At 67.2% G+C, this 14076-nt stretch carries 16 protein-coding genes and 1 tRNA gene; 8 read left to right on the forward strand and 9 right to left on the reverse strand.

Annotated elements, in window-relative coordinates:
• The 3 genes from ACQKLX_RS26660 to ACQKLX_RS26670 form a co-directional block, all read left to right on the forward strand.
• Positions 1 to 860, forward strand: an 860-nt coding sequence (locus tag ACQKLX_RS26660) for an autotransporter outer membrane beta-barrel domain-containing protein (protein WP_427364587.1), incomplete at its 5' end; no start/stop codon positions are given.
• A gap of 187 nt (positions 861 to 1047) precedes the next feature.
• Positions 1048 to 1539, forward strand: a complete 492-nt coding sequence (locus ACQKLX_RS26665; RefSeq protein ID WP_427364588.1) for an ABZJ_00895 family protein — start codon at positions 1048 to 1050, stop codon at positions 1537 to 1539.
• 91 nt (positions 1540 to 1630) lie between these two features.
• Positions 1631 to 2284, forward strand: a complete 654-nt coding sequence (locus tag ACQKLX_RS26670; protein WP_427364589.1) for an alpha/beta fold hydrolase — start codon at positions 1631 to 1633, stop codon at positions 2282 to 2284.
• Positions 2285 to 2300: 16 nt separating this feature from the next.
• Here the strand turns inward: ACQKLX_RS26670 and ACQKLX_RS26675 are convergent, their stop codons facing one another.
• A complete protein-coding gene (locus ACQKLX_RS26675) occupies positions 2301 to 3293 on the reverse strand; it encodes a CorA family divalent cation transporter (RefSeq protein ID WP_427364590.1) in 993 nt (330 codons plus the stop codon).
• A 258-nt stretch (positions 3294 to 3551) separates the two neighbouring features.
• On the opposite strand from ACQKLX_RS26675, the gene ACQKLX_RS26680 reads away from it, so the two are divergent.
• Complete coding sequence (locus ACQKLX_RS26680) at positions 3552 to 3803, forward strand: hypothetical protein (RefSeq protein WP_427364591.1); 252 nt, start codon at positions 3552 to 3554, stop codon at positions 3801 to 3803.
• A 7-nt stretch (positions 3804 to 3810) separates the two neighbouring features.
• On the opposite strand, the gene ACQKLX_RS26685 is transcribed toward ACQKLX_RS26680, so the two are convergent.
• Positions 3811 to 4803 carry a glycoside hydrolase family 25 protein gene (locus tag ACQKLX_RS26685; protein ID WP_427364592.1) on the reverse strand — a complete coding sequence of 331 codons (993 nt, stop codon included), beginning with the start codon at positions 4801 to 4803 and terminating at the stop codon, positions 3811 to 3813.
• A gap of 105 nt (positions 4804 to 4908) precedes the next feature.
• Between ACQKLX_RS26685 and ACQKLX_RS26690 the strand changes: the two genes are divergently transcribed.
• Positions 4909 to 5628, forward strand: coding sequence for a CDP-alcohol phosphatidyltransferase family protein (locus ACQKLX_RS26690; protein WP_427364593.1), 720 nt, complete (start codon positions 4909 to 4911; stop codon positions 5626 to 5628).
• 5 nt (positions 5629 to 5633) lie between these two features.
• Here ACQKLX_RS26690 and ACQKLX_RS26695 read toward each other — a convergent pair whose 3' ends face one another.
• The 4 genes from ACQKLX_RS26695 to ACQKLX_RS26710 all read right to left on the reverse strand — a co-directional run bounded on the left by ACQKLX_RS26695 (position 5634) and on the right by ACQKLX_RS26710 (position 8827).
• Complete coding sequence (locus ACQKLX_RS26695) at positions 5634 to 6569, reverse strand: glycoside hydrolase family 25 protein (protein WP_427364594.1); 936 nt, start codon at positions 6567 to 6569, stop codon at positions 5634 to 5636.
• Between the two features lie 191 nt (positions 6570 to 6760).
• Positions 6761 to 8167, reverse strand: coding sequence for a magnesium transporter (gene mgtE, locus ACQKLX_RS26700; RefSeq protein ID WP_427364595.1), 1407 nt, complete (start codon positions 8165 to 8167; stop codon positions 6761 to 6763).
• Positions 8168 to 8348: 181 nt separating this feature from the next.
• Positions 8349 to 8433, reverse strand: a tRNA-Leu gene (locus tag ACQKLX_RS26705).
• Positions 8434 to 8557: 124 nt separating this feature from the next.
• Positions 8558 to 8827: a FliM/FliN family flagellar motor switch protein gene (locus ACQKLX_RS26710; protein WP_126110608.1), complete on the reverse strand. Its 270-nt coding sequence runs from the start codon at positions 8825 to 8827 to the stop codon at positions 8558 to 8560.
• Positions 8828 to 8962: 135 nt separating this feature from the next.
• Between ACQKLX_RS26710 and lipB the strand changes: the two genes are divergently transcribed.
• The 3 genes from lipB to ACQKLX_RS26725 all read left to right on the forward strand — a co-directional run bounded on the left by lipB (position 8963) and on the right by ACQKLX_RS26725 (position 11646).
• Positions 8963 to 9667, forward strand: coding sequence for a lipoyl(octanoyl) transferase LipB (gene lipB / locus ACQKLX_RS26715; protein WP_427364596.1), 705 nt, complete (start codon positions 8963 to 8965; stop codon positions 9665 to 9667).
• Positions 9668 to 9731: 64 nt separating this feature from the next.
• Entirely contained in the window at positions 9732 to 9932 is a 201-nt protein-coding gene (locus tag ACQKLX_RS26720) for a hypothetical protein (protein ID WP_181430334.1), read from the forward strand.
• Between the two features lie 115 nt (positions 9933 to 10047).
• Positions 10048 to 11646 (forward strand): carboxyl transferase domain-containing protein, encoded by a 1599-nt coding sequence (locus ACQKLX_RS26725; RefSeq protein ID WP_427364650.1) that lies wholly within the window; start codon positions 10048 to 10050, stop codon positions 11644 to 11646.
• 223 nt (positions 11647 to 11869) lie between these two features.
• Here ACQKLX_RS26725 and ACQKLX_RS26730 read toward each other — a convergent pair whose 3' ends face one another.
• From ACQKLX_RS26730 to ACQKLX_RS26740, 3 genes are read right to left on the reverse strand one after another with little or no spacing between them, the layout of a single operon-like run.
• Entirely contained in the window at positions 11870 to 13003 is a 1134-nt protein-coding gene (locus ACQKLX_RS26730; protein ID WP_427364597.1) for an iron-containing alcohol dehydrogenase, read from the reverse strand.
• Positions 13004 to 13020: 17 nt separating this feature from the next.
• On the reverse strand, positions 13021 to 13530 hold the full coding sequence (locus tag ACQKLX_RS26735) for a hypothetical protein (protein WP_427364598.1): 510 nt from the start codon (positions 13528 to 13530) through the stop codon (positions 13021 to 13023).
• Positions 13520 to 14074 carry a hypothetical protein gene (locus tag ACQKLX_RS26740; protein WP_427364599.1) on the reverse strand — a complete coding sequence of 185 codons (555 nt, stop codon included), beginning with the start codon at positions 14072 to 14074 and terminating at the stop codon, positions 13520 to 13522. The genes ACQKLX_RS26735 and ACQKLX_RS26740 overlap by 11 nt, the downstream gene beginning before the upstream one ends.
• Between the last annotated feature and the right edge of the window lie 2 nt (positions 14075 to 14076).

Here is a 14076-nt window from a genome sequence, read left to right on the forward strand (position 1 = left end):
TCACAATGCCCGCTCCGCTGCCGCAGCCGCGCTACGCCGTCTGGGGCGAGGCCTTTGGCGGCGCCGGCAACACCAACGCCGACGGCAATGCCGCGGGCATGAGCCGCCGCAGCGGTGGGGCGCTGCTCGGCGCCGACGTCATGCTCTACGAGGCGCCGGGCTCCTCGCTGAAAGTCGGCGTCGCCGGCGGCTACAGCCAGTCGCGCTTCGATCTCGATGCAAGGCTCTCCTCGGGCCGGCTCGAGAGCGGCCATGCCGGCCTCTATGCCGGCGCGCGCTTCGGCCAGCTCAGGCTCGATGCCGGCGCCGCTTATACCTGGTCGGAGAGCGACATCCGCCGCCAGGTCCAGATCCGCGGCTTCGGCGACGCCTTGCGCCTGCAGCGTCCGGGTTCGGTGGCGCAGGGCTTTGCCGAGCTCGGCTATGCCTTCGCTTTCCAGGGCTTCGCACTCGAACCCTTCGCCCAGCTCGCGCTGATCCGGGTCAGCACCGATGCCGGCATGGAGCGCGGCGGCGCGGCGGCGCTGCGCGTGCTCTCCTCCGAACAGACGCTCGGCTTCACCACGCTCGGCTTAAGGGCCGAGGCGCAGCTCGGGGCGATGCCGCTGTTCGCCCGGGCGATGCTCGGCTGGCGCCACGGCTTCGGCGAGCTCACCCCGCAGGCCCGCACCGCCTTCGTCGCCGGCACCACCGCGGCCGCCGTCTTCGCCGCCCCGATCGACCGCGAAGCGCTGGTGGCGGAAGCCGGGCTCGACTGGCGCATTTCGCAGGCCACCGCGCTCGGCCTGACCTACTCCGCCGCCATCGGCGAACGCTCCCGCGACCACGCCCTCAAGGGAAGGGTCGAGATGCGGTTCTGAAAGAGGGGTCTGCAGGGCTCGGGGAGCACCGGCCACTGCGCGTCGTCTCAGCGAAACGCTGGGAGCAGGAGAGACGCTTTCGCGTGACCTGGCCCGCTTTTCGAGCCGGCCCCGCATGCGGCGGCGGTGCTTTACCGGTACTTGCGACTGCCGTAGCCGGCGAGCCGAGTACCGCCGGAGATTTGCCATGCCTCAGCAGCCGACCGCTTCGCCCATGTCCACGGGCGCCCTTGTCCTGCGCTATGCCGGATTCCTGATCGTCGGCGTGGTCCTGCTGAACGTCGTCTTCCTGCTCCTGGAGAGGTATTTCACGTTCAGCACCGGCAACATGGCTGCGATGGGCCTGTTCCTGATCTGGGGCGCAGCCTCGTGGGTTGGCCAGCTCTGGTTCCTGCGCGAGCAGGCGCGCCCGGCCTCCGGCCGGGCCTGGACCGTCGCGGCGCTGTGTGCGCTCGTGACCTATGCGGTCCAGGCGGCTTTCGTGTTCCTCGCCGCTGCGGCGTTGCTGAGCGAGTTCGGAACCCTGGGGCTGGGCAGGGGCAGCGACCGGATGATCATTCTCGGCGTGTTCGCGGCTGTCGCCGTGCTGGAACTGCTCGTCATCCGCCTCGCCATCGGCATCGGCGCGAAAGGAGCGGAGAAGCGGGCTCAGCGTCAGGCCGCCAAGGCCGGGGCTTGAACGGATACCGTCAACCCAGCGCTATCAGCCGACGTATTGCTGACGAAAAGGTGCGGAAGTTTCGCAGGCGTCAGAGCCGGAGGCGATCGCGATGGCCATTTTTGTGCTGATACCCGGTGGTTGGCAGGGCGGGTGGGTCTACCAGAAGGTAGCCGATCTGCTTACGGCGGGTGGGCATACAGCCTTGCCGATCACGCTGTCCGGCCTCGGCGATGAGGCTGCTCCGACGGCCAGTCTCGGTACTCACATCGGCGAGGTCGTCGAGGTCGTGACGGTGCAGCGCGACGATGTCGTCCTTGTCGGGCAGTCCTATGGCGGGATGGTCGTGAGCGGCGCTGCCGATGTCGTGCCGTCGCGAATCCGGGGATTGGTCTATGTCGATGCCTATGTGCCAGATGACGGCGATTCGGTCTGGTCGCTGACGACGCCGCGTTTTCGGGATGTCTTCATCGCAGGCGCGAAGGGCGACGGTCTCAACTGTGCACCGCCCGCCCATCTGGACCCGCGCTGCCGGCCGCATCCGATCGGGACATTCCTCCAGGCGATCAACCTCAGCGGGCGCTGGCGCGAGGCGCGGCGCAAGACCTATATCGGGGCCTTCGGATGGGAGGGCAGCCCGTTCCGCGATCTCCATGAACGCCTGAGCAACGATCCGGAGTGGTCGACCTTCGCCTTCGATTGCGGGCACAACGTCGCGCGCCTCAATCCGGAGGCGCTGGTCGAGGTCCTGCTGGCGCAGCTTTGAAGGTCCGCGACCGCTGCTACCGCCCGATCACTCCGCGCCGGCGCAGCAGGAACAGGGTCAGCATGGAAGCGGCGAGGCAGGCGACGGTGACCATCTCGGCGCCGAGATCCGATTCCACCCAGGGCAATCCCTTCACATTGATGCCGAACAGGCCGGTGATGAAGGTCGCCGGCAGGAACAGCGCGGTCAGGATCGAGAGCACATAGAGCTGGCGGTTGGTCTGGTTGGCCGAGCGCACGGCGATCTCGTCCTGGAGCAGGCGGGCGCGGTCCTGCACCGACTGGATGTCCTGGCGCAGCGTATCGACCCGCAGCAGCAGCCGCAGCGCCGCCGCCCGCACCGTCTCCGGAGCGGAGCGTCCCGAGGGCGTCTCGGCGAAGCGCCGGAACAAAAGGTGCAGGCCGGCAAGCTGGCGATGCAACTGCACGGCGGAGCGGCGGACGGCGCCGACGCGCTGCGGGCCGTCCTCCAGTTTGTCGAGCAGGATCTGGTCCTCGACGCTGTCGGTCTCGTCGGAAAGCCGCACGACCGCATCGGTGACGTCGTCGATCAGGTATTCGATGAGGTGCTCGAAGAGTTCGGCCGGGGAGGCGATCCGCTCGCCGGCATTGAGGGCTTCCACCGCCTTGCGGACCGATTGCAGCGCCTCGCGCCGGCCGGTGAGCAGGAAGCGTTCGCCGACTGCCCAGGCCAGCGTGCCGATCGTGTCGGTGCGGTCGACGATGTCGCGGGTCAGGTCATGGGCGATGCCCCAGACCAGGCTGCCGGTATGGTCGAGCCGCTGATGCGTCTCGCGCGAGAGCAGAAGCTCGCGCGCCGCCGACGGCAGCTCCTTGCGCTCGTCGATCCAGGCCTGGGCCCTGGTGTGGACGAGGTCGAGATGCAGCCAGACGAAGCCGTCTTCGGGCGTCAGAGTCGGCAACTGGTCGCGCGGCATCAGCGCGGGCGTGCCGTCCGCGGCGAAGCGATAGGCCCAGACGATGCCCGTCTGCGACTGCAGGTCGTTCATTGTGACTATGCGCCTGTCCATGAGCTGCGGCCTCGTCGGACTGCTTGTGGCCCGACGGCGGGATCGGCCCAGTGCGGGAAGTGGCGCGGGCCGATTACCGGGTCAGGAGACCTGGCGCAACCGGACCAAGTATCGGGATAAGCAGCCAAACCTGCTGTTTACCCCCAAATGGGGGACGTGTCGGACGCCGGGATGTGAGCCAATGCAAATCTGGCCGCTTCATCATCGTGCCAGCTTTGCATCCAGGGGGAGACGTCGATGAAGGTCGGGCTTGGTGTACCGCTCGCAGCCGCATTCATGTTGGTATTGTCCATCGGGATGGCTGCCGCCCAACAGAAGAAAACGGCATCGACGGCGGAGGCGGGCATCAATCCACAATGCGCGCAAGTGAACAACAAGCGCGGATGCACCTGCGCGCTGGAAACCGGTGGCACGCTCGCGAACGGGCGCTGGCAGTACTTCAATTCACGAACTTACAGCGACTGCATGACGAAAAAGGGCTGGCTCTAACGCAAGCTCAGTCGTCGCCGCGATTGGCCAGCGAGCCCGTGGTCGAGACGTCGCGGGACGCCGAGCGCGGAATCCTGCCCGGCGGCAGGAATTTCAGCGGCGTGCCGCCGGCCGCCTTGGGCGTCCTGAGCCCGGCCGGGGAAGCGGGCGGCTTTGGCGTGGTCGCGACCCTGGGCTCGCCGCCGCGCCATTTGCGCGCGCCGATGTCGTAGCGTCCGTCGCGCCAGGCGGCGAATTCGTGCTCGCTGCCGAAGAAGGCGTTGCGGTCGACGTCGCCGGTGATGCCGGGTACGCGGCCGGTGGTGGTGAACTGCCAGAACTCCCACTGCTTGCGTTCATAGCGATGGTGCAGCGGGGCTGCGGTCGAGCGCAGCCAGTAGGGGTGGTCGTTGAACTCGCCTTCCAGCACGTCTTCGTGGAAGGTTATGTCGGTGTAGATGATCGGCTTCTTGCCGGTGTGTTCCTGCAACCCCCTGAGCATCTCGCGGATCTTGGCGAGCGCCTTCTCGCGCGGAATCTTCTTCCCGCATTTGGCGGATTCGCCGTTCCATTCGACGTCGAGCACAGGCGGCAGGGCGTCCGGATCACGCGGGATATGGCGCTTGAACCAGCGGATCTGGTCCTTGGCCGGGCGGCACCAGTAGACGAAATGATAGGCGCCACGCGGCACACCGGCCGCCTTTGCGCCGGCCCAGTTCTTGCGGAACATCGGATCGAGATGGTCGCCGCCCTCGGTCGCCTTGATGAAGGCGAAGCGGGTGCCGGCGTCCTTGACCTTCTGCCAGTCGATATTGTCCTGCCAGCGCGAGACGTCGATGCCCTGGATGACGCGGCGACGCGCGTCGCGCACGCCGCCATGGGGATCGGAATCGCCCTTCTTGGGATAGAGCGCCAGCGCCGGCTCGGCGCAAAACATGCCAAGCACCGATAGCGCGGCAAGACGTAAGCGAAGCTTGTGGGCCGGCCGCGCTTCTGGACTGGTCTCAGCGCGGGGCGCCATGCTTGTCTCCTGTTTGCGAGAAAAGGATAGGCGGCCACCGGGTTAAGAGGTGGTTAGCATTCGAGCGGCTGGCTTCAGGCTTGGTTAACCGGCGGGAGGCTGGCAATGGATGATCCGGGCGGTGAGGGGGAAGGCAAAGGCAGCCGGGTTCTCGCCTATGGCGTCCATGTGCTGACGGCCCTCGGCGCCGCGCTCGGGTTGCTGGCGCTGCAGGCGGTGTTCACCGGCGATCTCACGCAGGCCTTCGTCTGGCTCGGCGTCGCTCTGGTGGTCGATGCGGTCGACGGGCCGCTGGCGCGACGCTTTGCGGTGAAGGAGCGGGCCAAGCGCTATGACGGGGCGCAGCTCGATCTCGTCGTCGACTTCGTCACCTATGTCTTCGTGCCGGCGGCGATGCTGCTGCGGGCGGAGGTGATGGCGCAGCCCTATGGGCTGGTCGCGGGTCTCGCCGTGACGCTGGCGAGCGCGCTCTATTTCGCCGACACCGGGATGAAGACCGACGATTGGTGGTTCCGCGGCTTCCCGGCGGTCTGGAACATTGTCGTGTTCTACATCGTCGCCTTCGCGCCGCCGGCTTGGCTTGCGCTGGCGACCATCCTGATCGCGACGGCGCTGATGTTCCTGCCGGTGGTGTTCGTACATCCGGTGCGCGTGCGGCGCTGGCGCGGGCTGACGACGGCGATGCTCGGGATATGGGCGCTCGCCGCGGCGGCGACGCTGTGGCAGGCCATGCTGCCGGATATCTGGAGCAGGGCCGGCTTAGCGCTCGCGGCCTGCTACTTCGTCGGGCTCGGTCTGGCGCGCGCCAGGGTGCCTCGCGGATAGGCGGCTTACTCGGATTCCGGCGAGGCCTCGTCGTCGACCACCTGACCGAGCGGCGCCGGCTGGAAGGAGGCGGCGGCCACCGTCCTGTTTGCCCCCGGCATCGTCGCGACGGGCGTGTGTTCCGGCCCGGGGCTCGGATTGGCCGGAACCGGGCGCTGGCGCGTCCAGGTGCGGGTGCCGATGTCGAAGCGGCCTTCGCGCCAACCGGTGAACTCGCCCTCATTGCCGTAGAAGGCGTTGCGGTCGACATCGCCCTTGATGCCGGGGATGCGGCCGGTGGTCGTGAACTGCCAGAAGGCCCAAGGCCGGTTCTCGTAGCGGACCTCCGGCTTCGCCGCGGTCGAGCGGATCCAGTAGGGGTAGTCGTTGAACTCGCCCTCCAGGATGTCCTTGTGGAAGGTGATGTCGGTGTAGATCACAGGCTTTTTGCCGGTGAGCTGCTCGAGCTCCGTCAGCATCAGCCGGATCTTCTCCAGCGCCAGCGAGCGCTCGACCTTCTTCGGGCAGGTCTTGGAGTGGCCGTTCCATTCGAGATCGAGCACCGGCGGCAGCGCGTCGGGATCGTTCGGGATCTGCTGCTTGAACCAGACCGCCTGCTCATGCGCCGGGCGGCACCAGTAGACGAAGTGATAGGCGCCGCGCGGAATGCCGGCGCGGCGCGCGCCTTCCCAGTTCCGCTGGAAGGCGGGGTCGATATGATCGCCGCCCTCGGTCGCCTTGATGTAGACGAAGCGGGTGCCGGCCGCCTTGACCGAAGCCCAGTCGATCTCGCCCTGCCAGCGCGAGATGTCGATGCCTTGGATCGGATAGCGCCTGGCAGCCTCGACGCCGGGATGCGGGCGCGCATCGCCCTTGGCCGGATAGTTGTCCAAGCCGACGCAGCCGCCCAGAGCCGTCAGGGCGGCGAGCAGAGCGAAGGGGGCCAGGGAAAAGGGTTTCATGCGGCGGGCGGTCATTTCCCGGACAATTAAGGAGAAAGCTTGACGCCCGGTTTACGTTACCGGTTTTTCGGTGGCTGTCGCTTCGAAATTGGGATCATCGTTCGCGTGATCTGTTCGCAAAGCCGTCTCTATAGCGTCGGACCGGAAGGTGGAATCCATGTTTCGGAAGAAACCGATGCGGTAACAATGATCTAGGCGAGGCGCAGCAGCATTGTCGCGATGCCCAGGAAGGAGAAGAAGCCGACCACGTCGGTGATGGTGGTGACGAAGGTGCCGGACGAGATCGCCGGATCGATGCCGGCCTTGTCGAGGACCAGCGGCACGGCAACGCCGGCGAGCGCGGCGATGATCAGGGTCGCGACCATGGCGAGGCCGATGACGACGCCGAGCATGGGGTTGCCGAACCAAAAGCCGGCGACCAGCGCGGTGATCAGCGCGAAGGCGACGCCGTTGAGCACGCCGACGATCATCTCGCGCCGGAAGAAACGGCCCATGTTCCAGCCGCCGAGCTCGCCGGTGCCGAGCGCGCGCACCGCCACCGTCATCGTCTGCGTCGCGGCATTGCCGCCCTGGCTGGCGACGATCGGCGCCAGCACGGCGAGTGCGACGAGCTTGCCGAGCTGTTCCTCGAACAGCGCCATCACCGAGGCGCTGACGAAGGCCGCGATCAGGCTGATGAAGCGCCAACGGAAGCGGCCGAGCGCGACCTGGCGCACCGAATCCGAAATCTCCTCTTCCGCGTCGACGCCGGCGAGCTGCTTGACGTCGTCGTCGCCGGCTTCCTCGATCACGTCGACGATATCGTCGATCGTCATCACGCCGACCAGCCGGCCGGCCGAATCGACCACTGGCGCGGCGACGAGATTGTAACGCTGGAACATCCGTGCGACGTCCTCAATGTCGTCGGTCGCCTGGACGACGCGGCGATCATCCTCGACGAGGTCGACGACGCTGACCGGGCGCTTGGTGCGCAGCAACCGGTCGAGCCTGACCGTGCCGACGAAATGATGGCTCGGGTCGGCGACGAAGATCTCGAAGAAGCGTTCGGGCAATTCTGCGGTGTCGCGCAGGAAGTCGATGGTGTGGCCGACCGTCCAGAACGGCGGCACCGCGATCACCTCGGGCTGCATGCGCCGGCCGGCGGAGTCCTCGGGATAGTCGAGGCCCTGCTGCAGCACAGTGCGCTCGGCCGGCGTGAGCTTGTCGAGAATCTCGCGCTTGTCGGCCTCGTCGAGGTCCTCGAGGATGTAGACCGCGTCGTCGGTATCGAGCTCGCGCACGCCCTCGGCGACGGTCTCCGGCGAGAGCTCCTCGAGAATCTCCTCGCGGACTGCATCGTCGACTTCGGTCAGGGCGGTGAAGTCGAAATCGCCGCCGAGCAGCGAGATCAGCTTCGGCCGCTCCTCGGCGTCGAGCGCCTCGAGCAGGTCGCCGAGATCCGCCTCATGCAGCTCGGCGACGAGCTTCCGCAAAGCGGTGACGTCGGAGAGCAGGACGGCCTGCGAGACCTGTTCGACGAAGCCCGCGTCGATTGCGCCGTCCTCGTCGCGGACCTTGCGCTCCGGCGTTTCGTCCGGAGCGTGCTCGGCTTCCACCATGGGTCGCTCCGCGATTCGAGGGCTGGGGCTTCGGGGCAGGGGATTCGCGCCGGAACGCGGATGCGCCCTTGTGTCAGCGCTGCTGCTCCATGGCAACGCGCCGGGAGCGGATTCGATGCATTCGCAACGAAAAACGGCGATCCCCGGGGGGATCGCCGTTTCACGAGCCTTCGCTCTAAACTGGTGCGGTCAAGAGGACTCGAACCTCCACGGGTCTCCCCGCTACCACCTCAAGGTAGTGCGTCTACCAATTCCGCCATGACCGCAGCGGCTCTTGGAGGCCGCCGCGCTGTGGCGGTGAACTCCGGAGCGGCGCGGGTCTAGCAAATCAAGTTCCCGGCTACAAGAGCCGCAATCAGGAAAATCATCAGGGCTGTGGGGAAGGGCGCCTCAGGCGGCGTCGGCGACGGTTTCGAGCGAGTAGACGGTCGGGCGCTTCAGCATCTCGGTGATCTCGACCGAGATTCGGGTTCCGGCGACGACGACGTGGCCCTTGGCGAAGGGGTGGTTGTTGGCGAGAATCTGGACCTCGTCGTTCTCGGTCGCGTTGAGCTCGATGATCGCACCGCGGCCCATGCGCAGCAGCTTGTAGATCGGCATCTGGGCCGAGCCGAGCACCACTGTGAGCTCTACCGCGACGTGATCGAGATCGGCCTTCAAAACCTGCCTCCGCAGACTTAACTGAAAACAATTCCACGAACTTGCCAGCGACGCGGAAACCGGCGCATGAGCAGCGGCGAAGCGAATGGGCGCGGCACCGGTTGCCAAGAGTTGAACAAACTAGGTTAAGCCAAAGTGAAGACGCGCGAGGCGCTTGCGGTCTCGTTCCTGCCGGAGGCAGGTTCCGAGCCGGTCGAATGGGTGATCGCCGACGAGCCAGTCGGCTATGAGGCGGCTGTGGCCGAGATGGAGGCGCGCGCCGCGCTGATCGCGGACGGCGTCGCGCGCGAGCGCGTCTGGCTGGTCGAGCATCCCGCGCTCTACACCGCCGGCACCTCGGCCAAGGACGAGGACCTGCTGACGCCGGAGCGCTTCCCAGTGCACAAGACCGGGCGGGGCGGGCAGTTCACCTATCACGGCCCCGGCCAGCGCGTGGCCTATGTCATGCTCGACCTGAAGCGGCGCGAGCCCGATCTGCGTCGCTTCGTCTCGGCGCTGGAGGCCTGGCTGATCGCTACGCTCGGCGCCTTCAATATCCGCGGCGAGCGGCGCGAGGAGCGCGTCGGCGTCTGGGTGCGCAGGCCGGAGAAGGGGATGAATGCTGAGGACAAGATCGCCGCGCTCGGCATCCGCGTCCGGCGCTGGGTCTCGTTCCATGGTATCTCGCTCAATGTCGAGCCGGAGCTGGCCCATTTCGGCGGCATCGTGCCCTGCGGCGTTTCCGACCAGGGCGTGACCTCGCTGGTCGATCTCGGCCTGCCGGTGACGATGCCCGAGGTCGACAGCGCGTTGCGGGCCGAGTTCGAGCAGATTTTCGGCCAAACGATCGCCGTTTCCTAACGTTTACCTTGCGTTGACCATCCGGCGGGATGCTTGCCCCGTGACATCAATCATGGGGACGACGATGACGAGGTTCATCTTCGCGGGCTGCCTGGCGGCCCTGCTTTCAGCCTGCTCGACCACCGAAGAGCGCATCGCCGGCGCAGCCGCCGGCGCGGGAACGGGCGCGATCGTCGGCGGGCCGATCGGCGCCGTTGCGGGCGGGGCGATCGGCGCGTTCGCGGCGCCGACCGTGACCGGTTCGGTCAAGCGCATGCGGGAGTAACGCTCGATAGAATCGCGCACGGCGCATCTGTGCGCCGTCGCCTGTTTGCCTTTTGGCCGCGGCGCGCCATAACCCGCACTGAAGAATTGTCGTGAGGGAGCGCGCCGTGGCGGTCATCGAGAGCAAGGTCGATCTCAATTCGGCCGAGGCGCGCACCAATGTCGCCGCCTGGACCACGCTGCGCGATCAATTGCTGGAGCGACGCGCCACGGCCGCGCTCGGCGGCAGTGCGCGCTCGCGCGAGCGCCATACGGCGCGTGGAAAACTGCTGCCGCGCGAGCGCGTGCTGCGACTGCTCGATCCCGGCTCTGCCTTCCTCGAGATCGGTTCGCTCGCCGCCTTCGAAATGTACGACAAGGACGTCCACGGCGCTGGCATGATCGCCGGCATCGGCCGCGTCGCCGGGCGCGAGGTGATGGTCGTCTGCAACGATGCCACCATCAAGGGCGGCACCTACTACCCGATGACGGTGAAGAAGCATCTGCGCGCCCAGGAGATCGCACGCGAGAACAAGCTCCCGTGCATCTATCTGGTCGATTCGGGCGGTGCGAACCTGCCGCACCAGACCGAGGTCTTTCCCGACCGCGAGCATTTCGGCCGCATCTTCTACAATCAGGCGACGCTGTCGGGCCTCGGCATTCCCCAGATCGCGGTGGTGATGGGCTCCTGCACCGCCGGCGGCGCTTATGTCCCGGCGATGTCGGACGAGACCGTCATCGTCAGGAACCAGGGCACGATCTTCCTCGGCGGCCCGCCGCTGGTGAAGGCCGCGACCGGCGAAGTCGTCTCGGCCGAGGATCTCGGCGGTGCCGACGTCCATGCCAGGCTCTCGGGCGTTGCCGACCATTACGCCGGCGACGACACCCATGCGCTGGCGATCGCGCGGCGGATCGCCAGCAATTTCAACAGCGTCAAGCGGCCGGACATCGATCTCGCCGAGACGGTCGAGCCGCTCTACGGCGCCGACGAGCTCGACGCCGTCGTGCCGACCGACCTCAAGAAACAGTACGACATCCGCGAGGTCATCGCCCGGCTGGTCGATGGTTCGCAGCTCGACGAGTTCAAACCGCTCTACGGCTCGACCCTCGTGACGGGCTTTGCCCGCATCCACGGCATCCCGGTCGGCATCATCGGCAATAACGGCATCCTGTTCTCGGAGAGCGCGCTCAAGGGCGCGCATTTCATAGAGCTGTGCTGCCAGCGCCGCATCCCGCTGCTGTTCCTGCAGAACATCACCGGCTTCATGGTCGGGCGCGAGGCCGAGACGCGCGGCATCGCCAAGGACGGCGCCAAGCTGGTGACGGCGGTTGCCTCGGCGCGGGTGCCGAAGATCACCGTACTGGTCGGCGGTTCGTTCGGCGCCGGCAACTACGGCATGTGCGGGCGTGCCTACTCGCCGCGCTTCCTGTTCGCCTGGCCGAATTCGAAGGTCTCGGTGATGGGCGCCGAGCAGGCGGCGAGCGTGCTTGCCACAGTGCGCGGCGACAATCTCGAAGCCGAGGGCAAGCCCTGGAGCGCCGAAGACGCCGAAGCCTTCAAGGCGCCGATCCGCGACAAGATCGAATCGGAGGGCTCGCCCTATTACGCCACCGCTCGGCTCTGGGACGACGGCATCATCCTGCCCTCCGAGACGCGCCGGGTGCTGGCCCTCGCCTTCTCCGCCTGCCTCAACGCCGAGGTGCCGGAGACGCGCTTCGGTGTGTTCAGGATGTGATGAAGTGCGTCATGCTTCGGCTTGACCAATGTCTGCCCGGTTCCCCCGGTCAGAGACGATAGAGGCGCGAGGAACCCTCTCCTGGAAGGAGAGGGCAGGGTGAGGTGTAGCCCCTGTGACCAGCGAGCGCTGACCGCGCGGTCGGGTTCAGGCCAATTTTTGCAGTCCGAACACCTCACCCCTACCCCTCTCCTTCCAGGAGAGGGGATCCCGCGCCAATCCGTTACCCGAACGACGCTTCCAGCATCGCGAGGTAATCCGCGGCGCTCGCCTGCCGCGGATTGGTCGCGCTCGAATGGTCCTGCGTCGCCGCTTCCGAAATACCGGGCAGCACCTCGCGCGGCACGCCCATCTGCGACAGCGAACCCGGCAGGCCGAGGCGCTGCGTCAGCCCGGCGATCCAACCGGCGAGATCGGCATCGGCGGAGAGGCCGAGCACGCGACGGATCTCCGCGTACTTGGCCGCGGCCGCCTGCTCGTTGAAGCGCAGCACCGCCGGCAGTAGCACGGCGTTGAGCGTGCCGTGATGCAGCGAGACCTGCTTCAGGCCGCCGAGCGGGTGCGAGAGGGCGTGGACGGCGCCGAGGCCTTTCTGGAAGGTCAGGCCGCCCTGCAGCGCCGCCATCAGCATCTCCTTGCGGGCCTCGCGGTTGGAGCTGTCGGCGGTGGCGCGTTCGATATGGCTTGCGGCGCGCTTCAGCCCGTCGAGCGCGATCGCCTCGGCCGGCGGATTGTCGCGCGGGCTCAGATAGGTCTCGATGCAATGGGTCAGCGCGTCCATGCCGGTGGCGGCGGTGAGCCAGCCGGGCAGGCCGAGCGTCAGATCGGGGTCGCAGATGGCGAGCTTCGGGATCAGGTGGGGCGAGATGAAGCCGAGCTTGCGGCCGTCCTTCAGCGTGATCAGCGCGGCGCGGCCGACCTCGCTGCCGGTGCCGGCGGTGGTCGGGATGGCGATCACCGGCGCGACCTTGCTCGTCACCTTCGGGATGCCGCCGAGGATCGCGGCATAGGTCTCGAGCGGACCGTCATGGCTGGCGAGCAAGGCGACGCCCTTGGCGAGATCGATCGGCGAGCCGCCGCCGATGGCGACCAGGCCGTCGCAATTATGCTCGCGATAGAGCGCCACCGCAGCCTCGACGGCTTCCTCGGTCGGATTGGTCGGGGTATCGACGAAGAGCGGCGCATTGCCGAGCAGGGGCGAGGCGGCGCGTAGCCGGTCGATCAGGTCGGTCGCCGCGAGCCCGCGGTCGGCGACGATCAGTGGGCGCGCGATCTTCAGATCGGCCAGCCCGGGCGCGAGGGTCTTGAGCTCGCCGAAGCCGAACTGGACGGTGGTCAGATAGGTGATCGTCGCCATGAAGTCCTCCAGCCCGCTCACTCGTTCGGGCGGGCCTGCTTTTTGTCGCGCGCCCGGAGCAGCGGCGCCAGCCCCAGAACCCCGACCCCGACGCAGAACACCCCGGCACCCAGCGCGATGAAGGCATGACTGCGCTGCCGGCCGGCCGAGCTCACATAGGATTGGACGATGCGGCCATCGATGGCGGCTTCGTAGATCCTCAGGCTGGACGGATCGACCAGAAAGCGGACCTGGCCGCGTTTCAAAGTCTCGATCTCGGGGATGAGGATCTTGGCGACCGGCCTGATCACGACTTTGCCGCGATCGGGCAGCGACGCGTCGACATACTGGGTGTAGTAACTATCGGGGTTGCGTCCGCTGAGCTCGATCAGCACCTGTCGGATCGACAGGGGAGCTTCCAGCTCGACCGTGACGAGCCGTTCGCGCGCGATCGGCAGGATGCCGTAGCCATAGGCGAGGAAGACGAGGCCAAGGGTTGCAACCCCCGCCCACCAGAGCGGTCCGGTCTCCGCCTTCTCAGCCGCCATGGGCTTCGCCGGCGCCTTGCCGCTCGCGCCAGTAACGTGAGGCCAGCGGCCAGAGGTGCCAGACGGCGCCGGCAAGCAACGCAAAACCGAACAGGAACGAGCGATGCGCTCCGCTGGTCAGTTTCTCGGCGGTATCGTCATAGGCAAGGAAGGTCTTGCCGCGCGAGGTCGCCTCGTAGACGAGCCGATCACTGGGATCGACGAGGAAGCGGACCTGCTGGCCACGGTCGAGCCGGTCGATGCCGTCGACCCAGAGGCCACGGGCCGGCCGATAGAGCTGCTGGTAGTTGATCCGCGGATTGTCGCTGATCACGACCAGCCATAGATCCTGCGTACGATAGGTCGCCGTCCCGCGGCGTCCGGAGCTGACGCGTATCAGGGGTGTGCTGTAGCTCATCGGGCCGACATGGTCGGCGACGAGGAGGTCGCCTCGCGCCAGCGGCAGGGTCCGCCAGCCGGCGATCAGCAGCCAGAGGCCGAGGACAAGGGAGATCGCGGCGCCGAGCCAGGCCCAGAAATCCGGCGGTTTCGCAGCCTCGGCCATCG

This window comes from Allobosea sp. NPDC003192 (assembly GCF_050275675.1).
Lineage (GTDB): Bacteria > Pseudomonadota > Alphaproteobacteria > Rhizobiales > Beijerinckiaceae > Allobosea.

What these genes read in the sequence shown, in the direction of transcription:
- ACQKLX_RS26730 (WP_427364597.1), bottom strand. Translation starts at nt 13,003, where the DNA reads ATGGCGACGATCACCTATCTGACCACCGTCCAGTTCGGCTTCGGCGAG.
- mgtE (WP_427364595.1), bottom strand. Translation starts at nt 8,167, where the DNA reads ATGGTGGAAGCCGAGCACGCTCCGGACGAAACGCCGGAGCGCAAGGTC.
- ACQKLX_RS26680 (WP_427364591.1), top strand. Translation starts at nt 3,552, where the DNA reads ATGAAGGTCGGGCTTGGTGTACCGCTCGCAGCCGCATTCATGTTGGTA.
- ACQKLX_RS26720 (WP_181430334.1), top strand. Translation starts at nt 9,732, where the DNA reads ATGACGAGGTTCATCTTCGCGGGCTGCCTGGCGGCCCTGCTTTCAGCC.
- ACQKLX_RS26690 (WP_427364593.1), top strand. Translation starts at nt 4,909, where the DNA reads ATGGATGATCCGGGCGGTGAGGGGGAAGGCAAAGGCAGCCGGGTTCTC.
- ACQKLX_RS26740 (WP_427364599.1), bottom strand. Translation starts at nt 14,074, where the DNA reads ATGGCCGAGGCTGCGAAACCGCCGGATTTCTGGGCCTGGCTCGGCGCC.
- ACQKLX_RS26695 (WP_427364594.1), bottom strand. Translation starts at nt 6,569, where the DNA reads ATGAAACCCTTTTCCCTGGCCCCCTTCGCTCTGCTCGCCGCCCTGACG.
- ACQKLX_RS26670 (WP_427364589.1), top strand. Translation starts at nt 1,631, where the DNA reads ATGGCCATTTTTGTGCTGATACCCGGTGGTTGGCAGGGCGGGTGGGTC.
- ACQKLX_RS26665 (WP_427364588.1), top strand. Translation starts at nt 1,048, where the DNA reads ATGCCTCAGCAGCCGACCGCTTCGCCCATGTCCACGGGCGCCCTTGTC.
- ACQKLX_RS26675 (WP_427364590.1), bottom strand. Translation starts at nt 3,293, where the DNA reads ATGAACGACCTGCAGTCGCAGACGGGCATCGTCTGGGCCTATCGCTTC.
- ACQKLX_RS26685 (WP_427364592.1), bottom strand. Translation starts at nt 4,803, where the DNA reads ATGGCGCCCCGCGCTGAGACCAGTCCAGAAGCGCGGCCGGCCCACAAG.
- ACQKLX_RS26735 (WP_427364598.1), bottom strand. Translation starts at nt 13,530, where the DNA reads ATGGCGGCTGAGAAGGCGGAGACCGGACCGCTCTGGTGGGCGGGGGTT.